This is a genomic window from Pseudomonas sp. FBCC-B35 (assembly GCF_059133755.1).
This window is the reverse complement of sequence record NZ_CP101439.1, coordinates 3168585-3182577: the sequence shown is the minus strand read 5'-3', so window position 1 is coordinate 3182577 and position 13993 is coordinate 3168585. Positions and strand designations below refer to the sequence as shown.

16 protein-coding genes are annotated in these 13993 nt (G+C 62.2%); 3 read left to right on the top strand and 13 right to left on the bottom strand.

Going from position 1 to position 13993, the window contains the following annotated elements:
• Nucleotides 1-5 precede the first annotated feature (5 nt).
• From NMB38_RS14345 to ccoN (NMB38_RS14300), 10 genes are all read right to left on the bottom strand, one after another.
• The gene (locus NMB38_RS14345) at nt 6-530 is read right to left on the bottom strand and encodes a FixH family protein (protein WP_027916020.1); all 525 of its coding nucleotides are present in this window, start codon (nt 528-530) and stop codon (nt 6-8) included.
• Between the two features lie 14 nt (nt 531-544).
• Complete coding sequence (gene ccoG / locus NMB38_RS14340; protein WP_027916021.1) at nt 545-1960, bottom strand: cytochrome c oxidase accessory protein CcoG; 1416 nt, start codon at nt 1958-1960, stop codon at nt 545-547.
• Nucleotides 1961-2435: 475 nt separating this feature from the next.
• A complete protein-coding gene (gene ccoP, locus NMB38_RS14335; RefSeq protein ID WP_027916022.1) occupies nt 2436-3416 on the bottom strand; it encodes a cytochrome-c oxidase, cbb3-type subunit III in 981 nt (326 codons plus the stop codon).
• Complete coding sequence (locus tag NMB38_RS14330) at nt 3413-3610, bottom strand: CcoQ/FixQ family Cbb3-type cytochrome c oxidase assembly chaperone (protein WP_023535942.1); 198 nt, start codon at nt 3608-3610, stop codon at nt 3413-3415. Before NMB38_RS14330 ends, ccoP (NMB38_RS14335) begins: the two co-directional genes overlap by 4 nt.
• Nucleotides 3611-3615: 5 nt before the next feature.
• Nucleotides 3616-4224: a cytochrome-c oxidase, cbb3-type subunit II gene (gene ccoO, locus NMB38_RS14325; RefSeq protein ID WP_023535925.1), complete on the bottom strand. Its 609-nt coding sequence runs from the start codon at nt 4222-4224 to the stop codon at nt 3616-3618.
• Nucleotides 4224-5666 carry a cytochrome-c oxidase, cbb3-type subunit I gene (ccoN, locus tag NMB38_RS14320; RefSeq protein ID WP_027916023.1) on the bottom strand — a complete coding sequence of 481 codons (1443 nt, stop codon included), beginning with the start codon at nt 5664-5666 and terminating at the stop codon, nt 4224-4226. The genes ccoO (NMB38_RS14325) and ccoN (NMB38_RS14320) overlap by 1 nt, the downstream gene beginning before the upstream one ends.
• A gap of 366 nt (nt 5667-6032) precedes the next feature.
• Nucleotides 6033-6974: a cytochrome-c oxidase, cbb3-type subunit III gene (gene ccoP / locus NMB38_RS14315; RefSeq protein ID WP_027916024.1), complete on the bottom strand. Its 942-nt coding sequence runs from the start codon at nt 6972-6974 to the stop codon at nt 6033-6035.
• Nucleotides 6971-7174: a cbb3-type cytochrome oxidase subunit 3 gene (locus tag NMB38_RS14310; protein WP_027916025.1), complete on the bottom strand. Its 204-nt coding sequence runs from the start codon at nt 7172-7174 to the stop codon at nt 6971-6973. Before NMB38_RS14310 ends, ccoP (NMB38_RS14315) begins: the two co-directional genes overlap by 4 nt.
• 5 nt (nt 7175-7179) lie before the next feature.
• The gene (gene ccoO / locus NMB38_RS14305) at nt 7180-7788 is read right to left on the bottom strand and encodes a cytochrome-c oxidase, cbb3-type subunit II (RefSeq protein WP_023535920.1); all 609 of its coding nucleotides are present in this window, start codon (nt 7786-7788) and stop codon (nt 7180-7182) included.
• Nucleotides 7789-7801: 13 nt separating this feature from the next.
• Entirely contained in the window at nt 7802-9226 is a 1425-nt protein-coding gene (gene ccoN / locus NMB38_RS14300) for a cytochrome-c oxidase, cbb3-type subunit I (protein ID WP_027916026.1), read from the bottom strand.
• Between the two features lie 49 nt (nt 9227-9275).
• Here ccoN (NMB38_RS14300) and NMB38_RS14295 point away from each other — a divergent pair, with 49 nt between their 5' ends.
• Nucleotides 9276-9971: an alpha/beta family hydrolase gene (locus NMB38_RS14295; protein ID WP_027916027.1), complete on the top strand. Its 696-nt coding sequence runs from the start codon at nt 9276-9278 to the stop codon at nt 9969-9971.
• A gap of 71 nt (nt 9972-10042) precedes the next feature.
• Here the strand turns inward: NMB38_RS14295 and ppnP are convergent, their stop codons facing one another.
• Together ppnP and NMB38_RS14285 are read right to left on the bottom strand one after the other, a co-directional pair.
• Nucleotides 10043-10327, bottom strand: coding sequence for a pyrimidine/purine nucleoside phosphorylase (ppnP, locus tag NMB38_RS14290; protein ID WP_027916028.1), 285 nt, complete (start codon nt 10325-10327; stop codon nt 10043-10045).
• 90 nt (nt 10328-10417) lie between these two features.
• A complete protein-coding gene (locus tag NMB38_RS14285; protein WP_023535887.1) occupies nt 10418-10963 on the bottom strand; it encodes a 3'-5' exonuclease in 546 nt (181 codons plus the stop codon).
• A 171-nt stretch (nt 10964-11134) separates the two neighbouring features.
• Between NMB38_RS14285 and NMB38_RS14280 the strand changes: the two genes are divergently transcribed.
• Together NMB38_RS14280 and NMB38_RS14275 are read left to right on the top strand one after the other, a co-directional pair.
• Nucleotides 11135-11935: a substrate-binding periplasmic protein gene (locus NMB38_RS14280; protein WP_027916029.1), complete on the top strand. Its 801-nt coding sequence runs from the start codon at nt 11135-11137 to the stop codon at nt 11933-11935.
• Nucleotides 11936-12022: 87 nt separating this feature from the next.
• Nucleotides 12023-13036: a GNAT family N-acetyltransferase gene (locus NMB38_RS14275; RefSeq protein WP_027916030.1), complete on the top strand. Its 1014-nt coding sequence runs from the start codon at nt 12023-12025 to the stop codon at nt 13034-13036.
• Between the two features lie 154 nt (nt 13037-13190).
• On the opposite strand, the gene NMB38_RS14270 is transcribed toward NMB38_RS14275, so the two are convergent.
• Complete coding sequence (locus NMB38_RS14270; protein ID WP_027916031.1) at nt 13191-13712, bottom strand: RNA polymerase factor sigma-70; 522 nt, start codon at nt 13710-13712, stop codon at nt 13191-13193.
• Nucleotides 13713-13993: the final 281 nt, after the last annotated feature.

Here is a 13993-nt window from a genome sequence, read left to right as displayed (position 1 = left end):
CGCGATCAAAGGTGTTGAGCGCCTTGTAGCGCCTCGTCACCCAACTCCAGGGTCACGCCATGCTCGACCTTCTCTTCTTCGAACAGGCGCCACACCTGATCGCCTTCGCTGCCCAGCAGCTCGACGAAGCGCCGGCCATTGACCTTGTCTTCCAGCTGGCCGACATAGCGCCCCTGCTCGACACGGCTCAGCAGCACCCGGCGGTCCATGGCCGGCTGGGTAGGGGAGATAAGGTTCAGCTCCAGCGTCTGCGGGTCACTGCTACCGGTCAGGCGCACATCTACCTCACCGGTCAGGTCGTCCAGGTGGACGCTGGCCTTGAGCGCCAGTTGCTGAGCCAGCAGCTCCCTGTCCAGGGAGCGGTTGATGCCCTTGCCGGCCTCGTAGTAGTTGTCGTTCACCAGATTGTCCGGGTTGCGCACGGCGATGCTGACCATGGTCAGGCTCAGGCACACCGAGGTGGTCAGGATGCCGATGATGATCCAGGGCCAGAGGTGCTTGTACCAGGGGCTGGCGGCGGTGGCAGGCATGGTGTTCATCCTTCTTAGCGAATCTGCGGGCCGATGAAACGGCTCTTGGCTTCAACCTGGGCGTCGCTGTCATCGGCGCTCTTGAGGATGAAGGTGATTTCGTTGGTGGTCGAGGGCAGTTTTTCCGGGGCCACCGACAGTTGCACGGGCAGGCTGACGATGTCGCCGGCGGCCACGCGGATTTCCCGTTGGCCATCGAGCATCAGGTCGGGCAGGCCGGTGGCATCGAGCACGTAGACGTGGTCGCGCTGGTCCTTGTTCATGACCTTGAGGCTATACACGTTTTCGATGCGCCCCTGCGCATTCTCCCGGTACAGGACGCGGTCCTTGCTCACGTCCAGGCCTACCAGCGAGCGGGTGGCAAAGGCGCTGGCCAGGGCGATGATCATGACCAGCAGCACCACGGCGTAGCCGATCAGGCGAGGGCGCAGCAGGTGGGTCTTCTGCCCGGACAGGTTGTGCTCGGTGGTATAGCTGATCAGCCCTCTGGGGTAGTGCATCTTGTCCATGATGCTGTCGCAGGCGTCGATGCACGCGGCGCAGCCGATGCACTCGATCTGCAGACCATCGCGGATGTCGATGCCCGTGGGGCACACCTGCACGCACAGGGTGCAGTCGACGCAATCGCCCAGGCCCTTGGCCTTGTAGTCCACGTCTTTTTTACGCGGCCCACGGGTCTCGCCACGGCGCGGGTCGTAGGACACGATCAGTGTGTCCTTGTCGAACATCACGCTCTGGAAGCGCGCGTAGGGGCACATGTACACGCACACCTGCTCGCGCAACCAGCCGGCGTTGCCATAGGTGGCCAGGGTGAAGAAACCGACCCAGAAGTAGGCCCAGCCGTCTGCCTGGCCCGTGAAGAACTCGACCACCAGCTCGCGGATGGGGGCGAAATAGCCGACGAAGGTCATGCCGGTGACGAAGCCGATCAGCAGCCACAGGCTGTGCTTGGCGAACTTGCGGGCGAACTTGTTGGCGCTCATGGGCGCCTTGTCCAACTTCATTCGCTGATTGCGATCACCTTCGGTGACCTTCTCGCACCACATGTAGATCCACGTCCACACGCTTTGCGGGCAGGTATAGCCGCACCAGACCCGGCCTGCGAACACGGTGATGAAGAACAGGCCGAAGGCCGCCACGATCAGAATGCCCGACAGCAGGATGAAGTCCTGGGGCCAGATGGTCGCGCCGAAGATGTAGAACTTGCGCTCTGGCAGGTTCCACCACACGGCCTGGTGCCCGCCCCAGTTCAGCCAGACGGTACCGAAGTACAGCAAGAACAAGACCGCACCACCTACCATGCGCAAGCGCCTGAACAGGCCGGTGAAGGCACGTGTGTAGATTTTTTCGCGCGAGGCGTAGAGGTCGACGGAATCCTTTCCTGTCTTGGCAGGCGGGGTTACATCATGTACCGGTATATGCTTGCTCATCATCATGTCCCACGGCAGTGGAGAAATGCCGCGGCCAGTGCATGCCGGCCGCAGTCTCGCGCAATCTGCTAGGCCCTGTGTGAAAAGCCTTGATACTCGGTGATGCTGCGTTGAAAACAGCCTGGATCGCCAGCCCGGTCGGAATGCTCATTTACAACATGTAAACTCCGCTTCCTCGGCTGTTTTCGCCTTGCCTGACCTTCGTCTCAAGACTCTTCACACAGAGCCTAGCGCTGCGCGGCCATGATACGCCCCTGGCAGACGTTCAGACCGAGGTGCGACCTTTGGCCGCATTGGGTTGATCTTGTGAAACGTGATATGGGAAGTGTCAATTGATCCAGGTCAGCCGGTGACGCATTTGTTGCCCGCCTGTTGGAACAACCCGGTTGCGCAGCGGGTCAGCGCAACCGGGTTACGCACCCGGTTGCTGGGCTTACGTCTGGCCTGGCTGCCAGCAGCCCACCCCCAAACTTCCTCACTCGGCTTTCTCGCCTGCCTCCGGCGAGTGCGAAAGGCTGTACACATAAGCAGCCAGCAAATGCACCCGGTCGTTGCCCTGCAACTGTGCCTGGGCCGGCATCTGCCCCTGGCGGCCGTAGCGGATGGTCTGCTGCAACTGTGCAAAGCTCGACCCATAGATGAACGCCTGGGGGTGCGTGAGATTCGGAGCGCCCATGGCCGGGGTGCCCTTACCCTCCGGCCCGTGGCAGGCCACGCAGCTGCTGGCGAAGATCACCTTGCCCTTGGCCGGATCGGCATTGATGCCCTCCGGCAGACGGCGACCGTCCAGGTTGGTGAGCACGAAGGCGGCCACATCGGCCACGCCCTGTTCGCCCAGCACCTCTGCCCACGCCGGCATGACCCCGTGGCGCCCGTTCATGATCGAGGCTTTTATGGTTTCCGGCTCGCCGCCCCAGCGCCAGTCGTTGTCGGTCAGGTTGGGGAAACCGTAGGCACCCTTGGCATCGGAACCGTGACATACCGAGCAGTTGGAGGCGAACAGGCGACCGCCCATCTTCAGCGCTTGTGGGTCCTTGGCCACCTCTTCGATGGGCATGGCCGCGAACTTGGCGAAGATCGGCCCGAACCGGGCGTCGGCCTTGGCCATTTCCTTCTCCCATTCGTGTACACCGCTCCAGCCGGCCTGGCCGTCCGAGAACTCGGCCTGCTTGTCGTTATCCAGGTAAGCGTAGCCGGGCAGGATGCCTTTCCAGTTGCCCAGGCCCGGGTACAGGGCCAGGTAGCCCAGGGCGAAGACAATGGTGCCGACGAACAGCCAGAACCACCACTTGGGCAGCGGGTTGTCGTACTCCTCGATACCGTCGAACGCATGGCCGACGGTTTCGCTGGTGGTCTCCTCGCGTTGACCCTTGCGGGTAGACAGCAGCAGCCAGGTCAGGGCGAGGATGGTGCCCAGGGTCAGAACGGTGACGTACACACTCCAGAACGTTGTCATTGTTTTTTGCTCCCGGATGCCTTTTCTTGTGCGTGCTCGACGTGTTGGCGGGCCTGGGGGTCATCGGCAAAGGGGAGTTGGGTCGCTTCGTCGAAGTCTTTCTTGCGCCGCGGGCTGAACACCCACAGCGCCAGGCCGATGAAGGCCACCAGCACCACCACGGTGCCCAGGCCGCGAATCATTCCGATATCCATCGCCGTCACCGTTTGCTCTTGATGAGGGTGCCAAGGCCTTGCAGGTACGCCACCAGGGCGTCCATTTCGGTCTTGCCCTTGACCGCATCCCGAGCGCCGGCGATGTCGGCATCGGTGTAGGGCACCCCGAGGGTGCGCAGCACCTGGAGCTTGCGGGCGGTGTCCTTGCCATCGAGGGTGTTTTCCACCAGCCATGGGTAGGCCGGCATCTTCGATTCCGGCACCACGTTGCGCGGGTTGTACAGGTGGGCGCGGTGCCAGTCATCGGAATAGCGCCCACCGACCCGGGCCAGGTCCGGGCCGGTGCGCTTCGAACCCCACAGGAACGGGTGGTCCCAGACGCTTTCGCCGGCGACCGAGTAATGGCCGTAGCGCTCGGTCTCTGCCCGGAATGGGCGGATCATCTGCGAATGACAACCCACGCACCCTTCGCGGATGTAGATGTCCCGGCCTTCCAACTCCAGTGCGGTGCGCGGTTTCATGCCTTCGACCGGCTGATTGGTCACGTCCTGGAAGAACAACGGGACGATCTGGGTGAGCCCGCCGATGCTGACGGCGATCACCATGAAGAAGGCCAGCAGGCCGATGTTCTTCTCTACGGCTTCGTGCTTCATCAGTGCGCTCCCACGACAGCGATCTTGGCGGCTTCTTCAGCCTCCACCGGGTTGGCCGCGCGCACGGTGCGCAACACGTTATAGGCCATCAGCAACATGCCGCTGGCGAAGAACGCGCCGCCCAGCGCGCGAACGATGTAGCCCGGATGGCTGGCCTGCAGGGCTTCGACGAACGAGTAGGTAAGGGTGCCGTCGTCGTTGACGGCGCGCCACATCAGGCCTTGGGTGATGCCGTTGACCCACATCGAGGCGATGTACAACACGGTGCCGATGGTCGCCAGCCAGAAGTGGGCATTGATCAGGCCGATGCTGTGCATCTGCTCACGCCCGTACAGGCGCGGGATCATGTGGTACACGGCGCCGATGGAGATCATCGCGACCCAGCCCAGGGCCCCGGCATGCACATGGCCGATGGTCCAGTCGGTGTAGTGCGACAGCGAGTTCACCGTCTTGATGGCCATCATCGGCCCTTCGAAGGTGGACATGCCGTAGAAGGCCAGCGACACCACCAGAAAGCGCAAGATCGGGTCGGTGCGCAGTTTGTGCCAGGCACCGGAGAGGGTCATCATGCCGTTGATCATGCCACCCCAGCTTGGGGCCAGCAGGATGATCGACATCACCATGCCCAGCGACTGCGCCCAGTCGGGGAGGGCGGTGTAGTGCAGGTGGTGCGGGCCGGCCCAGATGTACAGGGTGATCAGCGCCCAGAAATGCACGATGGACAGGCGGTACGAATAGATCGGCCGCTCGGCCTGCTTGGGCACGAAGTAGTACATCATGCCCAGGAAGCCCGTGGTCAGGAAGAAACCGACGGCGTTGTGGCCGTACCACCACTGGATCATGGCATCGGTCGCGCCCGAATAGGCCGAGTACGACTTGAACAGGCTGACCGGCAACGAAATGTGGTTGACGATGTGCAGCATCGCAGTGACCACGATGAAAGCCCCATAGAACCAGTTGCCGACATAGATGTGCTTGGTCTTGCGCTTGACGATGGTGCCGAAGAACACCGCGCCGTAGGCGACCCAGACAATGGTCAGCAGAATTGCCAACGGCCATTCCAGTTCGGCGTATTCCTTGGTGGTGGTGTAGCCCATGGGCAACGTGACCAGGGCGCCGACGATCACGGCCTGCCAACCCCAGAAGGTGAAGGCCGCCAGGCGATCGGAGATCAGCCTGGCCTGGCAGGTGCGCTGCACCACGTAGTAGCTGGTGCCGAACAGTGCACAGCCGCCAAAGGCGAAGATCACCAGGTTGGTGTGCAGTGGGCGCAGGCGGCCGAAGCTGGTCCAGGGCAGGTCCAGGTTGAGCTCAGGCCACACGAGCTGCGAGGCGATGAAGACGCCCAGGCCCATGCCGATGATCCCCCAGACCACCGTCATGATGGCGAACTGGCGGACGACCTTGTAGTTATAAGCAGTCGAACTGATTGCAGTGCTCATTCTCAGGTTCCACGGTTTTATGTTCTTGTTGGTCGAAATCGGCATCAGTATCGGAAACCCCCTGGGTTACCGCAACGCAACTTTGGTACGCCGACCCGTGTCCAGCCCTGTTCGACAGTGGCACGCAGTGAACGGGGGATGTCATGGATTGTACACAAATAAATATTTGTAATGTGTACCGTTTCTCGGTTTTTTCTGATCGAACGGTCAGGCTTTTTCGGACGGTCAGAAAGTGGGCCTCAAGGCATCGCGAGAACGTGCATTGAGGGGGCGTGGGATGCGCAAGCGGCTGGGGTGCTGGACGCTCACAAATGAAAAGCGCCGCTAGAGCGGCGCTGTGGGGCGGGGAAGAAGACGAAGAGCGGGTTACTTGACCGTCACGCCTTGGGCTGCGTCGCCCTGGGAGAGGCTGTAGACGTAGGCCGCCAGCAAGTGCACTTTGTCATTGCCCTGGATCTCAGCCTGCGCGGGCATCTGGCCCTGGCGACCATAACGAATGGTCTGTTGCAACTGGGCGAAGCTCGATCCATAGATGAACGCCTGCGGATGGGTCAGGTCCGGCGCACCCATGGCAGGGGTGCCCTTGCCCTCAGGCCCGTGGCAGGCCACGCAGTTGCTCGCGAACAGCGCTTTGCCCTTGACCGGGTCGGCCTTGACGCCTTCGGGCAGCTTGCGCCCATCGAGGTTGGTCAGCACGAACGCCGCCACATCCGATACGCCCTGTTCACCGATCACCTCGGCCCAGGCCGGCATCACGCCGTGACGGCCGTTCATGATCGACGCCTTGATCGTTTCAGGCTCACCGCCCCAGCGCCAGTCGTGGTCGGTCAGGTTGGGAAAGCCATAGGCGCCCTTGGCATCGGAACCATGGCAAACCGAGCAGTTGGAGGCAAACAGGCGGCTGCCCATCTTCAGTGCTTGCGGATCCTTGGCTACTTCTTCCACCGGCATGGCGGCGTACTTGGCGAAGATCGGGCCGAACTTGGCATCGGCCTTGTCCATCTCCTTCTGCCATTCATTGACACCGGTCCAGCCATCTTCATAACCGGGCAGGATGCCTTTCCAGTTACCGAGGCCCGGATACAGCACAAGGTAGCCAGCGCTGAAGACCAAGGTGCCGACGAACAACCAGAACCACCACTTGGGCAGCGGGTTGTCGTATTCCTCGATGCCATCGAAGCTGTGCCCCATGGTCTGGTCGGTCGTGCTGTTGCTCTGCCCTTTGCGGGTGCCGAGCAACAGCCAGGTCAGGCCGATCAGGCTGCCGATGGTCAGTACGCTGATGTAGGTACTCCAGAAGGCGGTCATTGTGCTTTGCTCCTCGCAGCTGCACGGGTTTCAGGTGCCTGCTCGACAGGAGGCAGGCGGTCGTCGACGAAGGGCAGCAGGCGCGCTTCGGCGAAGTCCTGGTCGCGGCGCCGGTTGAATACCCACAGGCTCAGGCCGATGAAGGCGATCAACACCACCAGGGTGCCCAGGCCGCGGATCATGCCGATGTCCATTTCCATCGCATTCACCTCTTGTTCTTGATCGAGGTGCCCAGCACCTGCAGGTAGGCGACCAGGGCGTCCATTTCGGTTTTGTTCTTCACCGCCTCGCGCGCGCCGGCAATGTCTTCGTCGGTGTAAGGCACGCCCAGGGTGCGCAGCACGCGCATCTTGGTGTCGGTGTGGCTGTTGTCGACCTGGTCGGCCACCAGCCACGGATACGACGGCATCTTCGACTCCGGCACCACGTTGCGCGGGTTATACAGGTGCGCGCGGTGCCAGTCGTCCGAGTAGCGCCCGCCGACTCGGGCCAGGTCTGGCCCGGTGCGCTTGGAGCCCCACAGGAACGGGTGGTCCCACACGCTTTCGCCGGCAACCGAATAATGACCGTAGCGCTCGGTTTCGGCGCGGAACGGGCGGATCATCTGCGAGTGGCAGCCTACGCAGCCTTCGCGGATGTAGATGTCACGGCCTTCGAGTTGCAGCGCGGTGTAGGGCTTCATGCCCTCGACCGGCGTATTGGTCACGTCCTGGAAGAACAACGGGACGATCTGGGTAAGGCCGCCGATGCTGACGGCGAAGACCATCAGCAAGGCCAGCAGGCCGACGTTTTTCTCGATGACTTCATGTTTCATCAGGCAGGTCTCCTCAAGCCAGCTGGGCGTTCGCAGGGACGGTATCCAGCGCTGGCGAACGTACGGTGCGCCAGGTGTTCCAAGCCATCAGGAACATGCCGCTGAGGAAGATCGCGCCACCGACGAAGCGCACGACGAAGCCTGGGTGGCTGGCCACCAGGGTTTCGACGAACGAGTAGGTGAGCGTGCCGTCGCTGTTGACTGCGCGCCACATCAGGCCCTGGGCGATACCGTTGACCCACATTGAGGCGATGTAGAGCACGGTGCCGATGGTGGCCAGCCAGAAATGCGCGTTGATCAGCCCGATGCTGTACATGCGCTCCTTGCCGAAGACCTTGGGGATGGTGTGGTACAGGGCGCCGATGGAGATCATCGCTACCCAGCCCAGGGCGCCGGCATGCACGTGGCCAATGGTCCAGTCGGTATAGTGGGACAAGGCGTTGACGGTCTTGATGGCCATCATCGGGCCTTCGAAGGTGGACATCCCGTAGAACGCCAGGGAGACCACCAAGAAGCGCAGGATGGGATCGCTGCGCAGTTTGTGCCAGGCGCCGGACAGGGTCATCATGCCGTTGATCATGCCGCCCCAGCTCGGTGCCAGCAGCACCAGCGACATCACCATGCCCAGCGATTGGGCCCAGTCGGGCAGGGCGGTGTAGTGCAGGTGGTGAGGGCCTGCCCAGATGTACAAAGTGATCAGTGCCCAGAAGTGCACGATCGACAAGCGATAGGAATACACCGGGCGTTCGGCTTGTTTGGGCACGTAGTAGTACATCATGCCCAGGAAGCCTGCGGTCAGGAAGAAGCCCACGGCGTTATGGCCATACCACCACTGCACCATGGCATCGGTGGCCCCGGCGTAGACCGAGTAGGACTTGGTCAGGCTGACAGGCAGTTCCAGGTTGTTGACGATGTGCAGCATCGCCACGGTCAGGATGAAACCGCCGAAGAACCAGTTGCCCACATAGATGTGCTTGGTATTGCGTTTGATCAGAGTGCCGAAGAACACCACGGCATACGCCACCCACACGATGGTGATCAGGATGTCGATCGGCCATTCCAGTTCGGCGTATTCCTTGGAGCTGGTGTAACCCAGCGGCAGGCTGATGGCAGCCAGCAGAATCACCAGTTGCCAGCCCCAGAAGGTGAACGCGGCCAGGCGTGGCGCGAACAGGGTGGTCTGGCAGGTGCGTTGCACCGAATAATAGGAGGTGGCGAACAGCGCACAGCCGCCAAATGCGAAAATCACCGCATTGGTATGCAGTGGGCGCAGGCGGCCGAAGCTGGTCCAGGGGAGATCGAGGTTCAGGAAAGGCCAGGCAAGCTGGGCGGCGATGAAGACGCCGAGCCCCATCCCGACGATTCCCCACACCACCGTCATGATGGCGAATTGGCGGACCACCTTGTAGTTATAGGCGGTACTGCTGGTTGTGTTCATGTATGGGTTCCCATCCACGGTTATTGGCAGGCTATAGAGCGAGGCAAGCATGAGTAATGGGCAAAATGCCTGCATTGACGGGGATCAATGGGCCAAGGTCGGAAATGTCCCAGGCTTGCGCTGCACACCTGAACACTGGGTGTACGGTGAGCCGTATCGGACCTGCCTGATCCTTGCCCATGGCGCCGGGGCGCCGATGGACAGCGAGTTCATGGAGCAGATGGCGCAAAGGCTTGCAGCACGTGGGGTAGCCGTGGTGCGCTTTGAGTTCCCGTACATGGCCCAGCGTCGGCAAGGCGGCAGCAGAAGGCCACCCAATCCGCAGCCGGCCTTGCTGCAATGCTGGCGCGAGGTGTACCAACACGTGCGACCTTTGGTCGCGGGTAAATTGGCGATTGGGGGCAAGTCGATGGGCGGGCGCATGGCCAGCCTGGTAGCGGACGAGTTGGGGGCCGATGCGCTAGTGTGCCTGGGCTATCCGTTCTATGCAGCAGGCAAGCCGGAAAAGCCACGGGTCGAACACCTGGCCGGGTTGCAGACCCCGACCCTGATCGTTCAGGGTGAGCGCGATGCCTTGGGCAATCGGGAGGCGGTTGAGCGGTACGCCTTGTCACCTGCAATCGAGGTGCAGTGGCTGGCGACGGGCGATCATGACCTAAAGCCCCTGAGGGCTTCCGGGTTCAGTCATGAACAGCACTTGCAGGCAGCGGCCGACAAGGTGGCGCGCTTTCTGGATGGGCAATGACGATGCGCGGTGGCAAACCCCGGGTTCATCAAGGGCATGCGGCCGAGTGAGGCACTCGGCCTGGGGCAGGCTTAGTCGCGGTACTCGCACAGGTAAGCCGTATCGACCTTGACTTGCAACTGGAACTTGCTGTCGGCCGGCACGTTGAACTGGGTGCCAGTCGCGAAGGTTTCCCAAGCATCGCTGCCCGGCAGCTTCACGGCCAGCTCGCCCGAGACCACGTGCATGATTTCACGCTTGGCCGTGCCGAACTCGTATTCACCAGGGGCCATCACACCGACGGTGGCCGGGCCTTCTTCGCCAGTGAAAGCGATCGACTTGACGGTGCCGTTGAAGTACTCGTTGACCTTGAACATGGGCGACTCCAGTAACAGAAGAGGGCAAAAAGGCTGGCCAGTATGCCCAAGGCCACTGGCGCCGTCATCCGCTTTGACAGGCGCCGCCCATCAACCGCTTGGCAGGCTCAACGGCAGCAGGCGCGCGGTGTTGCGCGCGTCTTCCAAGGCCCTGTGCTGTTGGCCGCAAAAGTGCATGCCGGCCATGTGCAGGGCACTGTTGAGCCCCGTCGGACGCTGCAGGTGGCGGGCCTTGGCAAAACGCTGCTTGAGGTTGATGTGCGGCAGTGCCCGCAGCGCGCTGTCCAGGCCATGTTGCCGCCATTCCTGGAGCAATTGCACACGGTCGTAGTCGCCCCAACTCACCCAGGCCTGCAACTGCGCCTGATGGTGCGCCAGCCACCGTTCGAAACTGGGCCACACCTCGGTGAAGGGGGCCGCCGAGTCCACGTTCGCCTGGCTGATGTGGGTCAGCTCGCGGCAGAATGGCGTCAACTGAGGCCGCCTGCGTGGCCGCACGAAGCGCTGGAAATGATCGACCTCGCGGCCTTGGCCAGTTACCAGGCTCGCGCCGATTTCAATCACTTCCATGTCTGCGACCGGCCATCCGCCGTCGTCTGTCGTCGCTTCCAGGTCGATCACCAACCAATGGCCCATATCAGGCTCCCTTCCAGGTCATGCTAGAGCGTAGCCAAAGTCCCGCCTCCCGACACCCCCTGGCATTTTGCCGCCTGCTTTGGCATAAAGGGCGCGACCCGGTGGTTGTGCCGGGTCCGGAAAGCGCCTAGCGTAAGCGGATCCCGTTCTTGCATGTGATGAGTGTTCGTTTTGACCCTAGCGCCCGGCCTCAAGGTCCTGTCCGCACTGTTTATTTCTGCCGCCTGTTGGTTGGCGCCGTCGGCACGGGCGGTCGAGCGGGTGGAAGTCAGGGTCGGGGCTGCTCACTTCCCGCCGTACACCGTGCGTCCCGAGCAAGGTGCGGGCACCGGTCTGCTGACGCAGTTGATCGACGCGTTGAACCTGTCGCAACCCCGTTATCGCTTCGTGCTGGTGCCCACCTCGGTGCAACGACGCTTTGGCGATCTGCTGCAAGGCCGTACCGACATGGCAGTGTTCGAGAACCCGCAATGGGGTTGGGCGCACGTGCCGCACGAGGCGGTGGACATGGGCCTTGAAGACGCCGAAGTGTTCGTAGGGCGTACCAGCAGCCTGGCCGACCCGCACTATGTCGATGACCTGCAGGGCAAGCGCCTGGCCATGTTCAACGGCTACCACTATGCCTTCGCAGGGTTCAACCCCGACCCCACCTACCTGCGCAAGGCCTTCAACGCCACCTTGACCTATTCCCACGACAGCAACCTGCTCATGGTGCAGGCCGGTCGCGCCGACATCGCACTGGTGACCCGCTCGTACCTCACCGATTTTCTGGCCCGTAACCCCTCCAGCCAGGGCCGGCTGGCGGCATCGGGGCGTATCGATCAGGTCTACCATCACTATGCCGTGCTGCGCGCAGGTGGGCCGTTGTCAGCCACCGCGTTTGCCGGGTTGCTGCAGGCGCTGCGCGAGAAGGGCGAGCTGGCGCGCATCTTCGAACCCTACGGGATCACGGTCACTGCCGGGCGCCCGTAATCCCCCCTCAAGGGCAGCAGCTAAATCCGGGGGAGGTGGCATCGTCTTGCAGAGTGAGCCTTTCTTTCACGTCACCGAGTATCGCCCATGCCCTCAGATGCCGCTTTGCCGACACCCTACACACCACGCTGGCGCAGCCTGAGCGCCGAGCAGCGCGACGGTTTTCTGTGCCTGTCGCTCGAAGCTCGACCCTTGATCGCCCTGCGGGTGCACACCCAAGGCACTCCAGTCGTGCAGGTGGAATGGGTCTGCTCGCAGCGACCCTACCAGGCGCTGTGGGCGGCGTGCTATTGGCTGTTGTCCCAGGACCTCACCTGCCAGACGTTGACTTGGCAGCTGCATGAAGTGCCCGCCCAAGCGCTGGCCTCTGGCTTGCTGGTGAGCAGCGAGCAACCGGGGCAGTACCTGTGCCAGCGGGCATTGTTCTGGCAGTTGCCTCAGCCGTGGCTGGGTGAAGTGCAGGCCGCGGTGTATCCGCAACAGATGCGCATCAGCGCGGGCAAACGCCACCCGTTGCGAGCGCCCAAGCCGCGAGGCGAAGTGTACCGGCGCTTCGATGCGCGGCTGGGCAGCTGGGTATCGCTGCGCACCCTGGAAATCGAGCACGATCTTGAGCGCTTCAACCGCTGGCAGAACGAGCCGCGGGTAGAGGCGTTCTGGCAGGAAGGGGGTAGCCTGGCGCAGCACCGCGAGTACCTGGCCAAGCTAGAAGCGGCCCCTCATACCCTCACGCTGATCGGTTGCTTCGATGATCAGCCGTTTGCCTACTTCGAAGCCTATTGGGCCAAGGAAGACCGCATCGCCCCGTTCTATCAGGCCGACGATTATGACCGTGGCATCCACATGCTGGTAGGCGAACAGCAACACCGCGGCCCCCACAAGGTCGCCAGCTGGCTCTGCGCGCTGGTGCACTACCTGTTCCTGGATGACCCGCGCACCCAGCGCGTTGTCGCCGAGCCACGTGCCGACAATGCGCGGATGATCGGCTACATGCAGGATCAGTGCTTTCACTGCGACAAAGTGTTCGACTTCCCGCACAAGCGGGCTGCGCTGATGATTCTGGGGCGGGAGCGTTTTTTCGATCGGTGCACGCTGGTTTAAGGAGGGTATTGACGGAGGTTCGACAACTACCCGGTATCGCACTTCAAACCAGTGATTTTGCGGATGCGCACCGGCTGGGTAGGCGCGGCCTTGCCGGTCCGGCGCCCCGGCCAGGCCGCTCTACACGGGTCATCCGTCCCCCTTCGCGCCGTGCCTAGCGCGTCATCTTCCGGCAATGCACCATCGCATCGCGAATCATGAAGTTGACCAGGGTAGGGGAGACGCCCAGTTCCTTGGCGATGTCTTTCTGCGGCACACCATGCAGGCGGTACATTTCGAACGCATACCGCGTGCGTGGCGGCAGGTCGTTCAGTGCGCGGGCGATGTCGTCGAGGGCCGCAAGGTTGATGTGGGTAGCTTCGGGCGAGGCGTTCTGCAGGACGACGTTCAGCCCTTCTTCCTCGCTGCCGGAGTATTTCAACTCCATCGCCTGCTTGCGGTAGTGGTCGATGGCCAGGTTGCGCACGATCTGGAACAGGTAGCTCAGCTGCGCCTTGAACGAAGAGGTGATCTGCGGGGCGCTGCCGAGCCTGAAGAAGGCGTCCTGCACCACATCTTCGGCCCGCGAGCGGCAGCCGGTGATGCGGGCGGCAATCTTGAGCAAGATGCTGCGGTTTTCTACGAACGCTTGGAGCAGTGGTGAATCGCACTTACTTGTGGACAGTTGTTCCGCCATGGAAATCACCTGGAAGCATAGGGTAAAGAGCGCGTTGATTTGTAGGACGCGTCCTGGGACGAGCGACAAGCTATTCAGAATGATAATGATTGTCAAATACGAAACTAAATTAGTATCTGTATCTTTCAGTTCTAAGTCGCGCCCGACTCGCGTGCGTACCCGCCGCATGGCGCCACGCATCACGCGGCGCCTGGTTAACGCGTACGCCCGTCTTTTCTCCCACAGGCCCGCGCTTCGTTAATTTCTGCCCCCCGCCATCCGTTCCCCTCTGTACATCCCCG

Coding starts and splice junctions, on each gene's coding strand:
- NMB38_RS14345 (WP_027916020.1), bottom strand. CDS start 530: ATGCCTGCCACCGCCGCCAGCCCCTGGTACAAGCACCTCTGGCCCTGG.
- ppnP (WP_027916028.1), bottom strand. CDS start 10,327: ATGTTCAAGGTCAACGAGTACTTCAACGGCACCGTCAAGTCGATCGCT.
- ccoO (WP_023535925.1), bottom strand. CDS start 4,224: ATGAAGCACGAAGCCGTAGAGAAGAACATCGGCCTGCTGGCCTTCTTC.
- ccoG (WP_027916021.1), bottom strand. CDS start 1,960: ATGAGCAAGCATATACCGGTACATGATGTAACCCCGCCTGCCAAGACA.
- ccoO (WP_023535920.1), bottom strand. CDS start 7,788: ATGAAACATGAAGTCATCGAGAAAAACGTCGGCCTGCTGGCCTTGCTG.
- NMB38_RS14270 (WP_027916031.1), bottom strand. CDS start 13,712: ATGGCGGAACAACTGTCCACAAGTAAGTGCGATTCACCACTGCTCCAA.
- ccoN (WP_027916023.1), bottom strand. CDS start 5,666: ATGAGCACTGCAATCAGTTCGACTGCTTATAACTACAAGGTCGTCCGC.
- NMB38_RS14310 (WP_027916025.1), bottom strand. CDS start 7,174: ATGGAAATGGACATCGGCATGATCCGCGGCCTGGGCACCCTGGTGGTG.
- NMB38_RS14275 (WP_027916030.1), top strand. CDS start 12,023: ATGCCCTCAGATGCCGCTTTGCCGACACCCTACACACCACGCTGGCGC.
- NMB38_RS14295 (WP_027916027.1), top strand. CDS start 9,276: ATGAGTAATGGGCAAAATGCCTGCATTGACGGGGATCAATGGGCCAAG.
- NMB38_RS14330 (WP_023535942.1), bottom strand. CDS start 3,610: ATGGATATCGGAATGATTCGCGGCCTGGGCACCGTGGTGGTGCTGGTG.
- NMB38_RS14285 (WP_023535887.1), bottom strand. CDS start 10,963: ATGGGCCATTGGTTGGTGATCGACCTGGAAGCGACGACAGACGACGGC.
- ccoP (WP_027916024.1), bottom strand. CDS start 6,974: ATGACCGCCTTCTGGAGTACCTACATCAGCGTACTGACCATCGGCAGC.
- ccoN (WP_027916026.1), bottom strand. CDS start 9,226: ATGAACACAACCAGCAGTACCGCCTATAACTACAAGGTGGTCCGCCAA.
- ccoP (WP_027916022.1), bottom strand. CDS start 3,416: ATGACAACGTTCTGGAGTGTGTACGTCACCGTTCTGACCCTGGGCACC.